This is a genomic window from Agrococcus sp. Marseille-P2731, assembly GCF_900117395.1.
Taxonomy (GTDB): Bacteria; Actinomycetota; Actinomycetes; order Actinomycetales; family Microbacteriaceae; genus Agrococcus.
Window position 1 is genome coordinate 242,698 of sequence record NZ_FPEG01000001.1, and the last position, 16,212, is coordinate 258,909.

The following is a 16,212-nucleotide window of genomic DNA, read 5'->3' on the forward strand; positions in this document are numbered from 1 at the left end:
CGGTCGTGACAACGTGCCCCGACGTGGTGAGCACGATCGTAGTCGTCCTCAGTAGCGGGTCACCATGCCGTCTCGTCGCCCCGTCGGCCTCGCGCTCGCGCTCGCGAGCGCGGCCTCCTTCGCGCTCTCGGGCATCTTCGCGTCCGCGCTCCTCGACGCAGGCTGGAGCGCTGGCGCGGTCACGCTCCTGCGCATCGGCGGTGGCGCGCTCGTGCTCCTCGCGCCCACCCTGCTGCTGCTGCGCGGCAGGTGGGATGCGGTGCTGCGGTCGTGGAAGGAGGTGGTGGTGCTCGGCGTGCTGGCCGTCGCTGTCTGCCAGCTCGCGTTCTTCGCCGCGGTCGCCTACATCGATCCCTCGCTCGCCCTGCTGATCGAGTTCCTCGGCCCGGTGCTGCTCGTCTTCTTCACCTGGGCGACCACTCGCCGGGCGCCCGCGATGCTCACGCTGGCGGGCGCCGGTGTGGCGCTCATCGGCCTCGGGCTCGTCTCCGGCATCGGCGGCGAAGCGCTCCACCCGCTCGGGGTGCTGCTCGCCCTCGGCGCAGCCGTCGGCAACGCCGGCTACTGGTCCGCCGCCTCCAAGGCCGACTCGGAGCTGCCGCCCATCGCGCTCGCCGGGCTCGGCCTCATCGTGGGCGCGGTCGTGCTCGGGCTCGCCTCGGCGACCGGGCTGCTGCCCTTCGCCGCCAACGCCTCGCCGGTGGTGCTCGCGGGCGCGACGGTGCCGTGGTGGGCGGCGATGCTGATGCTCGTGCTGCTCGCGACCGCCTTCTCGTACGTGCTCGGCATCCTCGGCGCGCGGCGGCTCGGCGCGACCCTCGCGAGCTTCGTCGGCTACTCGGAGCCGATGTTCGGCATCCTCTGGACCGCGCTGCTGCTCGCCATCCTCCCGACGGGGATGCAGTGGGCAGGCGCCGCGGCGATCATCGCGGGCGTGCTGCTCGTGCGGCTCGGGCAGGTCGGGAGGCCGCGGCGGACGCGCGGGCCCGCTACCGTCGGAGGGATCCCGCCAGCCTAGGGGCCGTCGCGATCACAGCTTCCGGAGCAGGACCGAGCGGATGGTGTGGTCGTCGGCCTTGCGCAGCACGAGGTCGGCCCGCGGCCTCGTCGGCAGGATGTGTTCGACGAGGTTCGGGCCGTTGATCGAGTCCCAGATGTCCTCCGAGTGGATCCGCGCGCGCTCGCGAGACATGTCCGCGAAGCGGTGGAAGTACGACTGCGGATCCTGGAACGCGCTCTGCTTGAGCGCCCAGAAGCGGTCGATGTACCACTCCCTGATCGCGCTCGTGCGCGCATCCACGTAGATCGAGAAGTCGAACAGGTCGCTGACGGCCAGGTGCGAGCCCGCGGGCGGCGGCTGCAGCACGTTGAGGCCCTCGACGATCAGGATGTCGGGCCGGCGCACCACGATCTCGTCGCCCGGCACGATGTCGTACGTGAGGTGGGAGTAGACCGGAGCCCGCACCTCGGCCTCGCCCGACTTCACCCGCGAGACGAAGCCCAGCAGCGCTCGTCGGTCGTAGGACTCGGGGAAGCCCTTGCGCTCCATCAGCCCGCGCTCCTCGAGCACGCGGTTCGGGTGCAGGAAGCCGTCCGTGGTGATGAGCTCGACGCGGGGCGAGCCCTCCCAGCGCCGCAGCAGCTCCTCGAGCAGCCGGGCCGTGGTCGACTTGCCGACCGCGACCGAGCCGGCCACGCCGATGACGAAGGGGGTCGGATGCGCGGTCGCGCCCAGGAAGCCGTAGGTGTCGCGGTGGAGGCGCGCGGCCGACTCCTGGTAAAGGCTCACGAGCCGCGACAGCGGCAGGTAGACCTCTGCCACCTCGCGCAGCTCGAGCCGGTCGCCGAGACCGCGGAGCCTGCGCACCTCATCCTCGGTGAGCGGGTTCGGGGTGCGCGGCGAGAGGCGAGCCCAGTCGGCCCGCTCGATCTCGACGAACGGCGACTGGATGGGGTGTGACACGGGTGGGAGCCTACCGCCGGTAGGATCATCGGCATGTGTGGAATCGTCGGGTACACGGGTCAGCGCGGCACCGTAGGGGTGCTGCTCGAAGGCCTCAGCAGGCTCGAGTACCGCGGCTATGACAGCGCGGGCATCTCGGTGCTCGACGGCGACAGCGTCGCGCTGCGCAAGAAGGGCGGCAAGCTCGCCGTGCTGCGGGGCAGCCTGGAGGATGCGCCGCTGCCCGACGAGGGCGCCGGCATCGGCCACACCCGCTGGGCGACGCACGGCGGCCCGACCGACGAGAACGCGCATCCGCACCTGGGCGACGACGGCAGGCTCTCGCTCATCCACAACGGCATCATCGAGAACTTCGCGGCGCTGCGCGCCGAGCTCGAGGCCGACGGCGAGACCTTCCTGAGCGAGACCGACAGCGAGGCTGCCGCCAAGCTCGTTGGCCGCGCGTTCCGCGAGACCGGTGACCTCACCGAAGCCATGCGCCGCGTCGTGCAGCGCCTCGAGGGCCAGTTCACGCTGCTCGCCGTGCACGCAGAGCAGCCGGGCGTCGTCGTCGGCGCCTGCCACAACTCGCCGCTGCTCGTCGGCTACGGCGAGGGCGAGCACTTCCTGGGCAGCGACGTGAGCGCGTTCGTCAAGTTCACCCCCAGCGCCGCCGCCCTCGACAACGACAAGATCGTCACGATCACCGCCGACAGCGCATCCGTCACCGACTTCGACGGCGAGCCCGTCGAGCCCAAGCGCTTCGAGGTCGACTGGGACGCCTCGGCCGCAGACAAGGGCGGCTGGTCGTCGTTCATGGCGAAGGAGGTCTCCGAGGGCCCGGAGGCCGTGGCGAACACGCTCCGCGGCCGCCTGACCGACACCGGCGTCGACCTGGGTGAGCTCGGCGTGCTCGACGACGAGGCGCTGCGGGGCATCTCCCGCATCGTGATCGTCGCGTGCGGCACCGCGAACTACTCGGGCCTCGTCGGCAAGTACGCGATCGAGACCTGGTCGCGCGTGCCGGTCGAGGTCGACCTGGCCCACGAGTTCCGCTACCGCGACCCCGTGCTCGACGCCAGCACCCTCGTCATCTCGATCTCGCAGTCCGGCGAGACGATGGACACGAAGATGGCCGTGCAGCACGCGAAGGCGCAGGGCGCCCGCACGCTCTCGATCTGCAACACGCAGGGCGCGACCATCCCGCGCGAGTCGGAGGCGGTCCTCTACACGCACGCCGGCCCCGAGGTCGCGGTCGCCTCGACGAAGGCCTTCCTCGCCCAGGTCATCGGCCAGCTGCTGTTCGGCCTGCACCTGGCCAAGGTGCGCGGCACGATGACCGACGAGGCGATCGCCGAGGTCGTGCGCGAGCTCAAGGAGCTGCCCGAGGAGCTCGAGCAGGTGCTCTCGGAGCAGGCGGCGGTGCACGAGCTCGCGCACTGGATGAGCGACACCCGTTCGGTGCTGTTCCTCGGTCGCCACGTGGGCTACCCCGTCGCGCTCGAGGGCGCGCTCAAGCTGAAGGAGATCAGCTACATCCACGCGGAGGGCTTCGCCGGTGGCGAGCTGAAGCACGGCCCGATCGCGCTCATCGAGCCCGGCCAGGTCGTCTTCGTCGTGGTGCCGAGCCCGCGCAACGAGCCGCTGCTGCACTCGAAGATCATCAGCAACATCCAGGAGATCCGCGCTCGCGGCGCCCGCGTCATCGCGGTGGCCGAGGCGGGCGACGCGGCGGTCATGCCGTACGCCGACCAGGTGCTGCGGGTGCCCCTCACGCTGCCGATGCTCGAGCCCGTGCTGCAGGTCGTGCCGCTGCACATCTTCGCGCTCGAGCTCGCGACCGCGAAGGGGCTCGACGTCGACCAGCCGCGCAACCTGGCGAAGTCCGTCACGGTCGAGTGAGCCCGTCGGTCTGATCGTGGCCGAGGCGAGCGTGGCCGGGCCGGGCGAGACGAGCCGGGCGTGATCGTCGGGCTCGGTGTCGACGTCGTCGACCTCGCGCGCTTCGAGCGCGCCATCACGCGCACGCCGCGCCTGCGCGAGCGACTCTTCGCGCGCGAGGAGCTGCTCGCCGACGGTCAACCGCGCTCGCTCGCGTCGCTCGGCGCTCGCTTCGCCGCCAAGGAGGCGGCGCAGAAGGCGATCGGCACCGCCGCGGGTGCGCGCTGGGTCGACTACGTCGTCCTGCAGGCCGCCGACGGCAAGCCCTCGCTCGAGCTGCGCGGAGCGGCCGCTGAGCGCGCGGCAGCCATCGGCGCGACGCGGCTGCACGTCTCGATGAGCCACGACGCCGGCGTCGCGACCGCGACCGTCATCGCGGAGTCCTGATGCGCATCGACATCGACAGCGCGGCGATCGCCGCGAACGTCCGCACGCTCGCCGCGCGCTTCGGCGTGCCCGTCTGCGGCGTCGTGAAGGCAGACGGATACGGACACGGCATGGTGCGCGCGGCCGAGGCGATGCTGGATGGCGGTGCTGCGATGCTCGGCGTCGTCGACCTCGCGGAGGCGCTCTCGCTGCGGCGCGCCGGCATCGACGCGCCCGTGCTCGCCTGGCTGCACGGTGCGCGCACCGACTTCTCGCTCGCCGCCGCGCACGACATCGAGGTCGCGGTCTCGTCGCTCGCGCAGCTCGAGGCCGCCGCGGGCGCGGGCGCCCCGGTCCACCTGAAGCTGGACACCGGGCTCGGCCGCAACGGCGTGGCACGCGGCGATCGCGCCGCGGTGCTCGCGCGCGCGATCGAGCTCGCGCGCGCCGGTGCGCGCATCCGGGGCATCATGTCGCACCTCGCGGGCACCTCGCGAGAGGCCGACCTGGCGCAGCTGGCCGACTTCGCGGCGGCGCTCGTGGAGGCCGCACCCATCGGGGCCCTGACGCGCCACCTGGCGAACTCGCAGGGCGCCCTGGCGCTGCCGGAGGCCCGCTTCGACATGGTGCGGCTCGGCATGGCGGCCTACGGCATCGATCCCGACGGCCCGGGCGCTGGCGACGGATCGGCAGCTGCGGCGCTCGGGCTGGTGCCGGCCATGCGCGTCGCGGCGCGCTTCACCAGCGGCATCGCCGCGATCGGGCTCGACGACGGACTGCTGCCCGCGCCGGGCGCACCGGTGCTCGTCGCGGGCGAGGCGGCGCGCGTCGTCGCGATCGAGGCGGGCCGGCTGCGCATCGAGCCACCACGGTCGGGCGACGGGGTGCTGTGGGGCGACCCGGCCGAGGGGGAGCCGAGCGCCGACGCGTGGGCGCTGGCCGCGGGCACCATCGGCTACGAGACGGTCACGCGGATGGGCGCGGTGCGGCGATTCGACGCCGACGAGCGGGTGGCGGAGCAGCTCGCGGTGCCGACCCCCGATGCGAGCGCGCCACGCCGCGTGCTCGAGCTGGGGCTCGACGGGACGCCGCAGCGGCTGCGCGGAGAGGTCGTGGGCGTCAAGCGCGTGGAGGCGGGTTTGGCCGTCTCGTACGGCGGGGAGTACGTCACCGATCGACCGACGAGCCTCGCGCTCGTGGCGCTCGGCTACGCCGACGGGGTCGCCCGCGCTACGACCGGGCGCTCGGTGATGCTGCGCGGCGAGGCGCTGCCGATCTGCGGTCGCGTGGCGATGGATCAGCTCGTGCTCGACCTCGGCGACCACGACGCCGCCGTCGGCGATCCCGTGGAGCTCGCGCACGCGTCCGCCCCCGAGCTCACCGGCATGCTCGGTGCGCGCGTGGCGGTCGAGCTGGCCGGCTCGGTGCCTGACGCGGATGCGATGGAGGCGCTCGGCGCGAGGCTCGGCCGAGGCCTGCGCGCGGGCGACGCCGTGCTGCTCATCGGGTCGCTCGGCGCAGGCAAGACCACGCTCACGCGCGGCATCGGCGCGGCGCTCGGTGCGCGCGGCACCGTGCAGAGCCCGACCTTCGTGCTCGCGCGCACCCACCGCACGGCGGCCGGGCCCGACCTGCAGCACGTCGACGCCTACCGGCTGCTCGCCGATGCCGACGACGAGGCCGAGCTCGACGACCTCGACCTCGACCTCGACGGCGCGATCACCGTCGCCGAGTGGGGCGCGCCGCTCGAGCACGCGCTCGAGTCATGGCTGCGGGTCGAGATCGATCGGGGTACCCCTGCGGGAGGCGACGCGGACGACGACCCGGATGCGCTCGAGTCGCCGCGCGCCGTGCGCATCAGCGGGCACGGGCCAGGGTGGCCGGCGGCGCGCGTGCGTGCGCTCGCGAGCGCGACGGCATCGGCACCTGCTGCGCAGGCAGAGGAGGGAACGGCATGACCGATCGGCCCTTGATCCTCGCGATCGACACCTCGCTCGGCACCTCGGTGGCCGTGGTCGACGGCGAGGCGATCGTCTTCCGCGAGCATGCCGCCGACACCCGTCGGCACGCCGAGCACCTCGGTGGCATGCTCGCCCGCGCGCTCGAGGGTCGACGCGCGTCGATCGGACTGGTCGTCGCAGGCATGGGGCCCGGCGCCTTCACGGGGCTGCGCGTGGGCATCGCTGCCGCGCGGGCCGCCGCGCTCGGTCTCGGCGTGCCGTGCCGGGGCATCGCGAGCCACGCCGGCGTCACGAGGGGCAGCGCCCAGGTGACGACGGATGTGCGGCGTCGCGAGCGCGCGTGGAGCATCGTGCTCGACGGGCTCGTCGTCGATGGCCCCTTCCTCGCCGCCGCCGACGCGGTGCCGCCGCCCGCGCAGGCCGGCGCGAGCGGTGCGCACGCCGACCTCGAGCGCATCGACGCGGACGCGGTGGACGCCGCGCTGCTCGCCCTCGCCGCATCCCGCGGAGCGGCCGAGGTCGTCCAGGCGCTCTACCTGCGCGAGGCCGACGCGGTGCCGTCGGCCCGCCAGAAGCGGGTGAGCCAGACGTGACCGACGGGACCCCCGCGATCAGGACTGCCGGCGCATCCGACCTCGACGCCATCATGGGGCTGGAGCACGCCGCCTTCGGCCCGAGCGCCTGGGAGCGCGAGACGATGCGCGCCGAGATCGCGAGCGAGTGGGGCCGCTACGTGCTCGCCGAGGACGCCGAAGGACGGGCGCTCGGCTACGCGGGGCTGCGCGCCGTCGGCGTGGAGGGCGACATCCAGACGATCGCGGTGGCGGCCGAGGCGCGCGGGCGCGGCATCGGGCGCGCGCTGCTGGCCGAGCTGCTGGCCGAGGCCGAGCGCCGCGGAGTGCGCGAGCTGTTCCTCGAGGTGCGCGCCGACAACCCGACGGCTCGTGCGCTGTACGCCTCGGTCGGCTTCGCAGAGATCGGCGTGCGGGCGCGCTACTACCAGCCGGAGGACGTGGATGCGGTGGTCATGAAGCGGGAGGCGGAGCGATGAGCTGGGCGAGCGCGGGTCGGGGGAGCGAGGCGCCGGTGGTGCTCGGCATCGAGACGAGCTGCGACGAGACCGGTGTCGGCATCGTGCGCGGCACCGAGATGCTCGCCAACCGCATCGCGTCGTCGATGGAGCTGCACGCCCGGTTCGGGGGCGTGGTGCCAGAGATCGCCGCCCGCGCGCACCTGGAGGCGATGGAGCCGACGATCCGCGCGGCGCTCGACGACGCATCCCTCACCCTCGACGACATCGACGCGATCGCCGTCACGGCAGGGCCCGGGCTCGCTGGCGCGCTCATGGTCGGCATCGGCGCGGCCAAGGGCCTCGCGACCGCTCGCGAGCTGCCGCTCTACGGCGTCAACCACCTGGTCGGCCACGTCGCGGCCGACGTGCTCTCGGGCGAGCCGCTGGCGCTGCCGACGATCGCGCTGCTCGTCTCCGGCGGCCACACCTCGCTGCTGCTGGTGCGCGACCTCGCCGGCGATGTCGAGCTGCTGGGGGAGACGATCGACGACGCGGCTGGCGAGGCGTTCGACAAGACGGCGCGGCTGCTCGGGCTCAGCTACCCGGGCGGGCCCTCGATCGACGCGGCGGCAGTCGGCGGCGATCCCGCGGCGATCGCCTTCCCGCGCGGGCTGACGGCGCCGAAGGATCGCGCCAAGCACCGCTTCAACTTCTCCTTCTCGGGGCTCAAGACCTCGGTCGCCCGCCACGTCGAACGAGCGGAGGCGGCGGGCATCCAGCTGCCGATCGCCGATGTCGCCGCGAGCTTCCGGGAAGCGGTCGTCGACGTGCTCGTGGCGAAGGCGCTCGACGCCTGCGCCGAGCACGGCATCCCGCGCCTGCTGCTGGGTGGCGGAGTGGTGGCGAACCGGCGCCTGCGCGAGGTCGCTGCCGAGCGCTGCGCCGCGGCGGGCGTGACGCTGCGCATCCCGCCGCTCCAGCTGTGCACCGACAACGGCGCGATGATCGCCGCTGTCGGTGCGATGCTCGTCGCTCGCGGCGACGCCCCGAGCCTGCCCGGCTTCGCCGCCGAGTCGACCCTCGAGGCGAGCGTCGTGCAGGTCACGGGCTGAGTCGGATGCCCAGGTCGGCCTGGCAGGATCGGAGTGGGATCGCGAGCCACCGGCCGCGCCCAGTTCGCCAGCGACACCAGCGACGCCAGGGAGGCACGGCATGAACGCGACCGCATACCCCCAGCAGGGGTGGAGCGCTCCGCAGCAGGGCCAGCCCGCCTTCCCGCCCCGGCCCGCCTTCGCGCAGCCGCCTGCCTGGAGCGCGCCGACGCATCCGGGACCGAAGACCAACCTGATGGCGCTGCTCGCGATCGGCGCCGCCGCCGCCGGCACCACGGTGCTGCTCGGGCTCGGGTCGATCGCGGCGATCGTGCTGGGCTGCATCGCGCTCGCGCAGATCAAGCGCACGGGCGACGACGGCAAGCTGCTCGCGATCTGGGGGATCGTGCTCGGCGGGGTGACCTTGGTCGCGCTGCTCGCGATGATCGTGCTCGGGGTGAGCGCCTTCGCGTCGTTCGTGCAGAGCCTGCCTGGCTTCTGACGCTCCCTCAGATCTCAGCCTTCCGCCGCCTGCCGGGCGGTACGGTGGGTGCGCGCATCCGCGCTTCGCAAGGAGGATCCCGTGAGCGACCAGTTCCCGCCTGCCGACGACCGCTTCCGTCGGCCCGATCAGCCCGAGCAGGACGGCGCCCAGAGCGGCGATGCCCAGCACGGGGATGCCCAGCAGCCCGCCGCAGACTTCGGTCAGGCGCCGACCGCCGACTTCGGTCAGCAGGCCGAGCAGGCGCCGTCGTTCGGTCAGGCGCACGAGGCTCCCGCCGCGAGCTTCAGCGACCAGCAGGCGCCCGCGTTCGGGCAGCAGCAGGATACGCCCTCGTACGGCCAGCAGGCTGATGCGCCGTCGTATGGGCAGCAGGGCAGCGCGCCGTCATACGGCCAGCAGGCTGACGCCCCGTCATATGGTCAGCAGGCCGGCGCCGAGCAGCCCTATGGGCAGCAGACCGGATATGGACAGAGCGCGCAGAGCCAGAGCGCTCCCTCCTACGGTCAGCAGGCTGGATACGGTCAGCAGGCGAGCCAGGGCCAGGATCCCTACGCACAGCAGCAGCCCTACGGTCAGCAGCAGCCCTATGGCCAGCAGCAGGCGTACGGCCAGCCGCAGGCGAGCGCCCCGGCTGATGCCGGCTATGGTCAGCAGTCCCATGGCCAGGCGAGCGCTCCGGCTGATGCCGGCTATGGCCAGCAGGCCTACGGCCAGGCGAGCGCTCCGGCTGACGCCGGCTACGGCCAGCAGGCGTACGGCCAGCAGGCCTACGGGCAGCCGCCCGCCTACGGCCAGCAGGCGCAGCAGCAGTACGGCGACGCGAACGCGGGCGGCTACGGCCAGCAGACGGGCTACGCGCAGGCGCCGTACGGCCAGCCGGGCGAGAAGAAGCTCAAGAGCATCACGATCTGGTCGATGGTGCTGACCGGCCTCGGCGTCCTGCTCACGTTCGTCTTCGGGCTCGGCTTCCTGCCGGCGGCCGCGGGCTCGATCCTCGGCTTCGTCGCGATGAAGAAGAACCCCGAGGCGAAGCCCTGGCCGCTGATCCTGGGCATCGTGGGTGCGATCGCGGCGGTCGCCTCGCTGGCGCTGTTCATCTTCAACGTCTCGAGCGTCATCGCCTGGATCCAGTACGCGGGACTGTGATCCGGTGATGACGGATGGCGCGACGGCGCCCGATCCCACCGGGTCGGGTGCCGTCGCGCACAAGGCATGGAGCACCGTCACCTGGGCCTCGGTGCTCTTCTCGGCGCTGGGGCTCCTCTTCGCCTTCGCGAGCGGGCTCGGCCTTCCAGCGGCGATCGCGGGCATCGCCTGCGGTGCCGTGGCGCTCCGCCGCGACCGCCAGGCGCGGCCATGGCCGCTGATCGCGACCATCATCGGCGCCGTCGCGACGGTCATCGCCGTCGTGCACCTGATCATCGCCGCGAACATCTGGCTGCCGCAGCTGCTCGCAGCCTGAGCGCGCCCGAGCTGCAGCGATCACCGCGAGGCCCACGCAAACTTCAGCCGCACGCCGTTGATCGCCAAGATCGAGTACCGGACGCCGTTGTACGTTGCGATGGACGTTGCGCTCGGAGCTCGGAGCGCACTCGTGCGGGCGAGAGGCTGTCGGGCCCGTCTCGACAGTGCGCCGCTTGAACCGAACTCACTGCTGTGAGAGCAAGGCCTTGAACCTAGGGTGTTTGGCAGCAGTGTCGCGCTGCTTCGCATCTCGCGGCCACTCTGCAAAGCCTGAGGTGTTCCAGCATGCGCAAGAAACCCTCGATCGCTGGCGATAGGCCCGGTCGGCGCTGTCGGGTGCGAGTGCCAGCGACCTCCTGATGCTGCCAGGACATCTACCGTGGCGGGTTACGCGAGGTCTTTGACTAACGGAGCGTAGTCAGAACCTCACGATGGCACCTCGTTGATGCGCCTGCACCATGGTCGACTGACAACACTACCCATGCTGTTCTTGCTGGTCACATGGTGGCGACGCTCGCCCTCTCGCGCCTCAGTAAGCCCCATCGAAACCGCAGTAGTCGTCACTTACGACGGCCGAGCATCGCTGTGTCGTACAAGCCTCTGAGCTGAGCGAGGCGGAACCACCAAATCCACTAGGCCGGCCATGTCCAAGCCGCGTCACCGCTGAAGACCTGACGGAGGCGACCTCAAGGCGAGACAGTTCCCCTCCGACAGGCAGCAGGAAGGGGTCAGGCGGGCACGGGTCAGGCGGGTAAGTTCACGACTTGACGCAGGTGTACGGAAGTGGCCCTAACACCCAAACAGGTGACGTGTCTCCGTTGATCTTGATGCACCCGATACCGCTAGCCTTCTGAATTTTGGCGGCAGTCACGAATCTCGCGTACGCGTCTAGGCAGGTGGCAAACAATGCGCCCCTCACAGCCGGGGGCAGGAACTTGAAGGCGCCGCATGAGGCCGCGAAGTCGATAGCGGGCCCGTAGCCCCCGTTGGCTAGTGCCACAGTCTCCGATCGTGTCCATTTGATCTCAAAGTTGTTCGTGTTGTTTGTCCACACGAAATGCGGATCGGCGACTACCGGGAACGCAGTGTCAGCCTGCAGCTCCACGTGTTGGGTAAGGTTGTCTCCGTCGACAGAGTAATGTGTATCGAGGGGAGTTCCGTTGGCGTCGATTGCCCACGGCTGCTCGACTTGCCCGATGATGAGTGCGCCCACTTCATCTCCCGCAAGACCGACTTCGACTGAGCCGTCTTCGGCCTCGAACAGCACCGCGCCTTCAAATGTGTACTGCAGGCGATCGAGAGCGCTCGAATTGTCGAGCACCGAAGTCATGCGCACGCTAGATTCCGTCGCTTCAGTCACCTGATCGATTGCGAGCTCGTCACTCTGGCTGACCGAGGCACCGGAGTTCAGGTCAAATTCCGCGTCACTCGCGGCTGCAATCGGCGTGGCAACCACTATCTCGGTTGGAGCGGCACCGTAGTCCAAGCCGATAGTTACTGATTCGTGATCCGACGTGACGCTGACGTCGGAGCCTGCAGTGACAGAGGAACTCTGGCTTTCGCCCGCGGCGCCATCCAATCGTTCGTCGAACGGCACAACGTCCCAAAGTGAAGGAGCGACCGCGTGGACGGCCTCGATCGACGAGAGGACTGAGTCCGCCTCAGGAAAGATGGGTGTCGGCAATAAGGCTAAGCTCGCGGACAGTGGCAGGACCAGAAGAGGTGTTGCTCTCATGACGTCAACTCCGTTGCTACGTTGCTAGGGGATCAAAGGCAAGCAGAGCCTGTGCTGTGATGCAATAGGCGTGACAATCGGGCAACAAGCGTCCGTGTTACGGCACCCGGTCGGCGAGCACGGCCCGGTGCCGCCCGCTGATGCGGGTGGCGAAGAGCGTCGCCCGCTCGGAGCCCGCGAGCTTCAACCGCTTCCGGAACGCGGCCGGGTCGATGTCGGCCCCCCGCTTCTTGATCTCGAGCTCGCCGATGCCGAGCTCGCGCAGCCGCCGCGCGATGCCGCGCTCGTCGAGCGGCAGCGTCTCGCGCACGCGGAAGGCCTGCGCGAGCGGCGTCGTGACGTGCGCCGGCCCGCTCAGATAGGCGATGCCCTCGCTCACGCCCGTCGCGCCCAGCCGCTCTGCGAGCGCACCGATCAGCTCTGCCCTGATCACCGCCCCCGCCGGCTCGTACAGGAACGCGCCCAGCTCGCCCGGTTCGGGGTGCGAGGGGTCGCCCGTCAGCTCCGCCGCGCCGGCGTCGCTCAGCACCAGCGCGCTGCGGGCCACGCCCGCGCGCGCGAGCCGCCCCGTCCACACCACGGCCTCGACGGTCTCGAGCCCGTCCATGACCCACTGGTGCTCCGCATCCGCAGGCAGCAGCGCCCGATCGATGCCGGGCGCCAGCTTGATGCCGGCCGGCTGCTCCGTCGCGCGCGCGAACACCGCGTCGAGCGCGGGCGACCAGTCGCCGGGGTCGCTCAGCCGCTTCCGCTCGTCGCGGCGGGCGGGGTCGAACCACAGGGCCTCGACGTCGACTGCGGTCTCGAGGGCATCCCCGTGCACCACGGATGCGTTCCACGGCGCCAGGTTGTACGACGCGACCGCCGCGGTCACCTCGTCGCGCTCGACCGCCGTGACCTCGAGCCCGAGCGTCGCGAACGCGAGCGCGTCGGCGCCGATGCCGCAGCCCAGGTCGGCGACCGACGCGATGCCGGCCTCGCGCATCCGCCCCGCATGGTGCGCGGCGACGCGCAGCCGCGTCGCCTGCTCGAGGCCCGCCTCGGTGAAGAGCATGCCGCTCGCGAACTCGCCGAACTTCGCGCGGGCGCGGCGGCGCAGTCGCAGCTGCGTGAGCACGGCGGCCACGAGCTGGGCGTCGTGACCCTCCGCCCGCAGGCGCGAGACGGCGCGCACGACGTCGTCGCGCCCCTCGATGCCATCGCCATCGCCCGCCTCGACGCGCTCGAGCAGCGCGAGCCCCTCGGTCGACAGCAGCAGTCGCAGGGCATCGGCATCCATGGCTCCAGTCAAGCACCGCGCGAACCGGACGCCGATGGCCGCCGGAGGTCCGCCGGAGGCGAACGGCTGGCACTCATGTTGACCGAGTGCCAATCGAGCGCCTAGGCTTGGGGTGTTGTCCGGCCCGTCCGGACGGACCCCAAAGTCTGACAGAAAGAGGCAACCGTGTCGGTTTCCATCAAGCCGCTCGAGGACCGCATCGTCATCCAGCAGGTCGAGGCTGAGACGACCACTGCAAGCGGTCTCGTCATCCCTGACACCGCCAAGGAGAAGCCCCAGGAGGGCGAAGTCGTCGCCGTCGGCCCCGGCCGCATCGACGACAACGGCAACCGCGTCCCGATGGACGTGTCGGTCGGCGACCGGGTGCTCTACTCGAAGTACGGCGGCACCGAGATCAAGTACGGCGCCGACGAGTACCTGGTGCTCTCGGCGCGCGACGTGCTCGCCATCGTGGAGCGCTGACGCACCACTGACGCACTGGCGGCTCCCCTGCACAGGGGAGCCGCCTTCGCATCTTCCAGGGAGGGATGATGGGGCAGCTCGCTCGCGCCGGTCTCGGCTATGCGCTGTTCGCCTACTTCGTCTGGGGCCTCCTCCCCATCTACCTGCAGCTCACCCGCGGCATCGAGGGGTTCGAGCTCATCGGCTGGCGCGTCATCTCGTCGGTCGTGGTCGCCTTCGCGCTCGTCGCCATGACGCGCGGCTGGGCACGCATGCGCCAGGTGCTCCGCAGCCGCCGCGACACCTGGACGCTCGTGGCCGCCGGCCACGCGGTGCTCGTCAACTGGACGGCCTTCGTCATCGGGGTGCTCTCCGACCGCGTGCTCGAGACGAGCCTTGGCTACTTCCTGAACCCGCTCGTGAGCGTCGTGCTCGCCGTCATCTTCCTCGGGGAGCGCCTGCGGGTGCTGCAGTGGATCGCGGTGGGCCTCGGCGCAGTCGGGGTCGGCGTCATGATCGTCGGCTACGGCGAGGTGCCGTGGGTCGGCCTGCTCGTGGCGTTCTCGTTCGGCACCTACGGCCTCATCAAGAAGCGCGTCGGGGGTTCGGTGGATGCGCTGTCGGGCTTCACGATCGAGACCGTCGCGGTGCTGCCCGCCTCCCTGGCGATGATGGCCTTCGCCTTCGCAGCCCACGGGGTGACGCTGGGTGCGAACGGGCTCACGGGCATCCTGGGCGCCGCCGGCTTCGGCGTCGTCACCGCGGTGCCGCTGCTGGCCTTCGCGGCCGCGACCCGTCGCATCCCGCTCACCTGGGTCGCCTTCACGCAGTACCTCGCACCGAGCATGACGTTCCTGTTCGGTGCCTTCGTCATGCACGAGCCGATGCCGCTCGAGCGGTGGATCGGCTTCGCGTGCGTGTGGGCGTCGGTGCTGCTGGTCTCGTCCGACCTCCTCGGCCGCCAGCTCCGTCGGCACCGGCCGATCCCGCCTGCTGCCTGAGCGCATCCGCCGTCATGCCCCGGGTATGGCGGGGGGCGTTTGACGCAAGACCGTTACAAGGTCGTGACGCGGAACGGCAGAAAAGTGGGCCTTCCTCGCCTACTGTTGCAACAACGCACGCGCCAGCGTGCATCCATGCAACTGAGGAGCACAATGCAGTCCTTCATTCGCACCAAGGGGCGCAGCCCCCGCAGGCTCGCGGCGCTCGGCGCAGCGACCGCGGGTGTGCTGCTGCTCGCCGCCTGCAGCGGTGGCGGCACCCCGGCGCCGTCCGAGTCGACCGGCGCCTCCGAGAGCGCTCCCGCTGAAGGCGGCGGCGAGACCGACACGAGCCTGGTCATCGGCACGATCCTGCCGCAGACGGGCAACCTCGAGTACCTCGGCCCGCCCGAGTTCGCCGGTGTCGACCTCGCGGTGCAGGAGCTCGAGGAGGCAGGTCTCGAGTTCGAGATCACGCTCGAGCACCGTGACTCCGGTGACACCACGACCGACATCGCCACGCAGTCGGCGGACGAGCTGATCGGTCTCGGCGCCGACGCCATCATCGGCGCGGCATCGTCGGGCGTCTCGCTCACGTTCATCGACCGCCTGATCGACGCGCAGGTCGTGCAGATCTCGCCCGCGAACACGGCCTCCGACTTCATCGAGTACGAGGACGACGGGTTCTACTGGCGCACCGCTCCGAACGACGCGCTCCAGGGCCGCGTGCTCGCGAACCAGATCCTCGCCAACGGTGCGACCTCGGTCGGCTTCATCACGCTCAACGACCCGTACGGCACGGGCCTCGAGGGCTACGTGACCGACACCTTCGTGGAGAACGGCGGCGAGGTCACGGGCAGCGTGCTCTACAACCCGGGCGACTCGAACTTCTCGGGCCAGGTGGCCGACCTCGTCTCTGGCAACCCCGACGCGATCGCGATCCTCGCCTTCGCCGAGACGGCGCAGATCCTGCCGGAGCTCATCACGAACGGCTTCCCCGGCACGGGGATGTACTTCGTTGACGGCAACCTGTCGAACAGCTACACGACGCTCGCCCCCGGCGCGCTCGAGGGCGCGTACGGCACCCTGCCGGGCAACACGGCCGAGGATGACTTCCGTGAGCGCCTGCTCGCGATCAACCCCGACCTCGACGACTTCTCGTACGCTCCCGAGTCGTACGACGCCGTCGTGCTGGCAGCGCTCGCCGCTGTGCAGGGCGGCAGCGCCGACGCGATCACCATCCGCGACAACCTGCAGTCGGTCTCTGCCGAGGGTGAGAAGTGCACGACGATCGCCGACTGCCTCGAGCTGATCGAGGCTGGCGAGGACATCGACTACGACGGCTACTCCGGCCCCATCACCTTCGATGAGAACGGCGACCCGTCGGAGGCGTACATCGGCATCTACCAGTACGGCGCCGACAACACCTACTCGCTCGTGACGACGGAGTTCGGCTCGCTCGTCGAGTGACCTGACGCATCACACCGAGGAGGGC

At 71.1% G+C, this 16,212-nt stretch carries 16 protein-coding genes; 13 read left to right on the forward strand and 3 right to left on the reverse strand.

The genetic code is table 11. The features are described 5' to 3' along the window. Window positions 1–64 precede the first annotated feature (64 nt). The gene (locus BQ6202_RS01315) at window positions 65–1,018 is read left to right on the forward strand and encodes an EamA family transporter (protein WP_072312755.1); all 954 of its coding nucleotides are present in this window, start codon (window positions 65–67) and stop codon (window positions 1,016–1,018) included. Between the two features lie 12 nt (window positions 1,019–1,030). On the opposite strand, the gene coaA is transcribed toward BQ6202_RS01315, so the two are convergent. Beyond that, window positions 1,031–1,963, reverse strand: coding sequence for a type I pantothenate kinase (coaA, locus tag BQ6202_RS01320; protein WP_072312754.1), 933 nt, complete (start codon window positions 1,961–1,963; stop codon window positions 1,031–1,033). A 33-nt stretch (window positions 1,964–1,996) separates the two neighbouring features. On the opposite strand from coaA, the gene glmS reads away from it, so the two are divergent. From glmS to BQ6202_RS01365, 9 genes are all read left to right on the forward strand, one after another. Beyond that, the gene (glmS, locus tag BQ6202_RS01325; RefSeq protein ID WP_072312753.1) at window positions 1,997–3,844 is read left to right on the forward strand and encodes a glutamine--fructose-6-phosphate transaminase (isomerizing); all 1,848 of its coding nucleotides are present in this window, start codon (window positions 1,997–1,999) and stop codon (window positions 3,842–3,844) included. 60 nt (window positions 3,845–3,904) lie between these two features. Further along, the gene (locus BQ6202_RS01330; RefSeq protein WP_072312752.1) at window positions 3,905–4,270 is read left to right on the forward strand and encodes a holo-ACP synthase; all 366 of its coding nucleotides are present in this window, start codon (window positions 3,905–3,907) and stop codon (window positions 4,268–4,270) included. After that, entirely contained in the window at window positions 4,270–6,207 is a 1,938-nt protein-coding gene (gene tsaE / locus BQ6202_RS15075) for a tRNA (adenosine(37)-N6)-threonylcarbamoyltransferase complex ATPase subunit type 1 TsaE (RefSeq protein ID WP_072312751.1), read from the forward strand. Before BQ6202_RS01330 ends, tsaE begins: the two co-directional genes overlap by 1 nt. After that, the gene (gene tsaB / locus BQ6202_RS15080; RefSeq protein WP_234946082.1) at window positions 6,204–6,803 is read left to right on the forward strand and encodes a tRNA (adenosine(37)-N6)-threonylcarbamoyltransferase complex dimerization subunit type 1 TsaB; all 600 of its coding nucleotides are present in this window, start codon (window positions 6,204–6,206) and stop codon (window positions 6,801–6,803) included. The genes tsaE and tsaB overlap by 4 nt, the downstream gene beginning before the upstream one ends. Continuing rightward, window positions 6,800–7,261 (forward strand): ribosomal protein S18-alanine N-acetyltransferase, encoded by a 462-nt coding sequence (gene rimI, locus BQ6202_RS15085; RefSeq protein WP_327021576.1) that lies wholly within the window; start codon window positions 6,800–6,802, stop codon window positions 7,259–7,261. The genes tsaB and rimI overlap by 4 nt, the downstream gene beginning before the upstream one ends. Beyond that, window positions 7,258–8,334, forward strand: coding sequence for a tRNA (adenosine(37)-N6)-threonylcarbamoyltransferase complex transferase subunit TsaD (gene tsaD / locus BQ6202_RS01350; RefSeq protein WP_072312750.1), 1,077 nt, complete (start codon window positions 7,258–7,260; stop codon window positions 8,332–8,334). Before rimI ends, tsaD begins: the two co-directional genes overlap by 4 nt. Before the next feature lie 100 nt (window positions 8,335–8,434). Next, entirely contained in the window at window positions 8,435–8,815 is a 381-nt protein-coding gene (locus tag BQ6202_RS01355; protein ID WP_072312749.1) for a DUF4190 domain-containing protein, read from the forward strand. 81 nt (window positions 8,816–8,896) lie between these two features. Beyond that, entirely contained in the window at window positions 8,897–9,964 is a 1,068-nt protein-coding gene (locus tag BQ6202_RS01360; protein WP_072312748.1) for a hypothetical protein, read from the forward strand. A 7-nt stretch (window positions 9,965–9,971) separates the two neighbouring features. Further along, entirely contained in the window at window positions 9,972–10,280 is a 309-nt protein-coding gene (locus BQ6202_RS01365) for a hypothetical protein (protein WP_072312747.1), read from the forward strand. 759 nt (window positions 10,281–11,039) lie between these two features. Here the strand turns inward: BQ6202_RS01365 and BQ6202_RS14685 are convergent. Together BQ6202_RS14685 and BQ6202_RS01375 are read right to left on the reverse strand one after the other, a co-directional pair. Then, a complete protein-coding gene (locus tag BQ6202_RS14685) occupies window positions 11,040–11,966 on the reverse strand; it encodes a hypothetical protein (RefSeq protein ID WP_143143604.1) in 927 nt (308 codons plus the stop codon). Window positions 11,967–12,114: 148 nt separating this feature from the next. Then, window positions 12,115–13,296, reverse strand: a complete 1,182-nt coding sequence (locus BQ6202_RS01375; protein ID WP_072312745.1) for a class I SAM-dependent methyltransferase — start codon at window positions 13,294–13,296, stop codon at window positions 12,115–12,117. 165 nt (window positions 13,297–13,461) lie between these two features. On the opposite strand from BQ6202_RS01375, the gene groES reads away from it, so the two are divergent. From groES to BQ6202_RS01390, 3 genes are all read left to right on the forward strand, one after another. After that, the gene (groES, locus tag BQ6202_RS01380; protein ID WP_072312744.1) at window positions 13,462–13,758 is read left to right on the forward strand and encodes a co-chaperone GroES; all 297 of its coding nucleotides are present in this window, start codon (window positions 13,462–13,464) and stop codon (window positions 13,756–13,758) included. 68 nt (window positions 13,759–13,826) lie between these two features. After that, a complete protein-coding gene (rarD, locus tag BQ6202_RS01385) occupies window positions 13,827–14,738 on the forward strand; it encodes an EamA family transporter RarD (RefSeq protein ID WP_159433605.1) in 912 nt (303 codons plus the stop codon). 153 nt (window positions 14,739–14,891) lie between these two features. Beyond that, window positions 14,892–16,187 carry an ABC transporter substrate-binding protein gene (locus tag BQ6202_RS01390; RefSeq protein ID WP_072312742.1) on the forward strand — a complete coding sequence of 432 codons (1,296 nt, stop codon included), beginning with the start codon at window positions 14,892–14,894 and terminating at the stop codon, window positions 16,185–16,187. Window positions 16,188–16,212 lie beyond the last annotated feature (25 nt).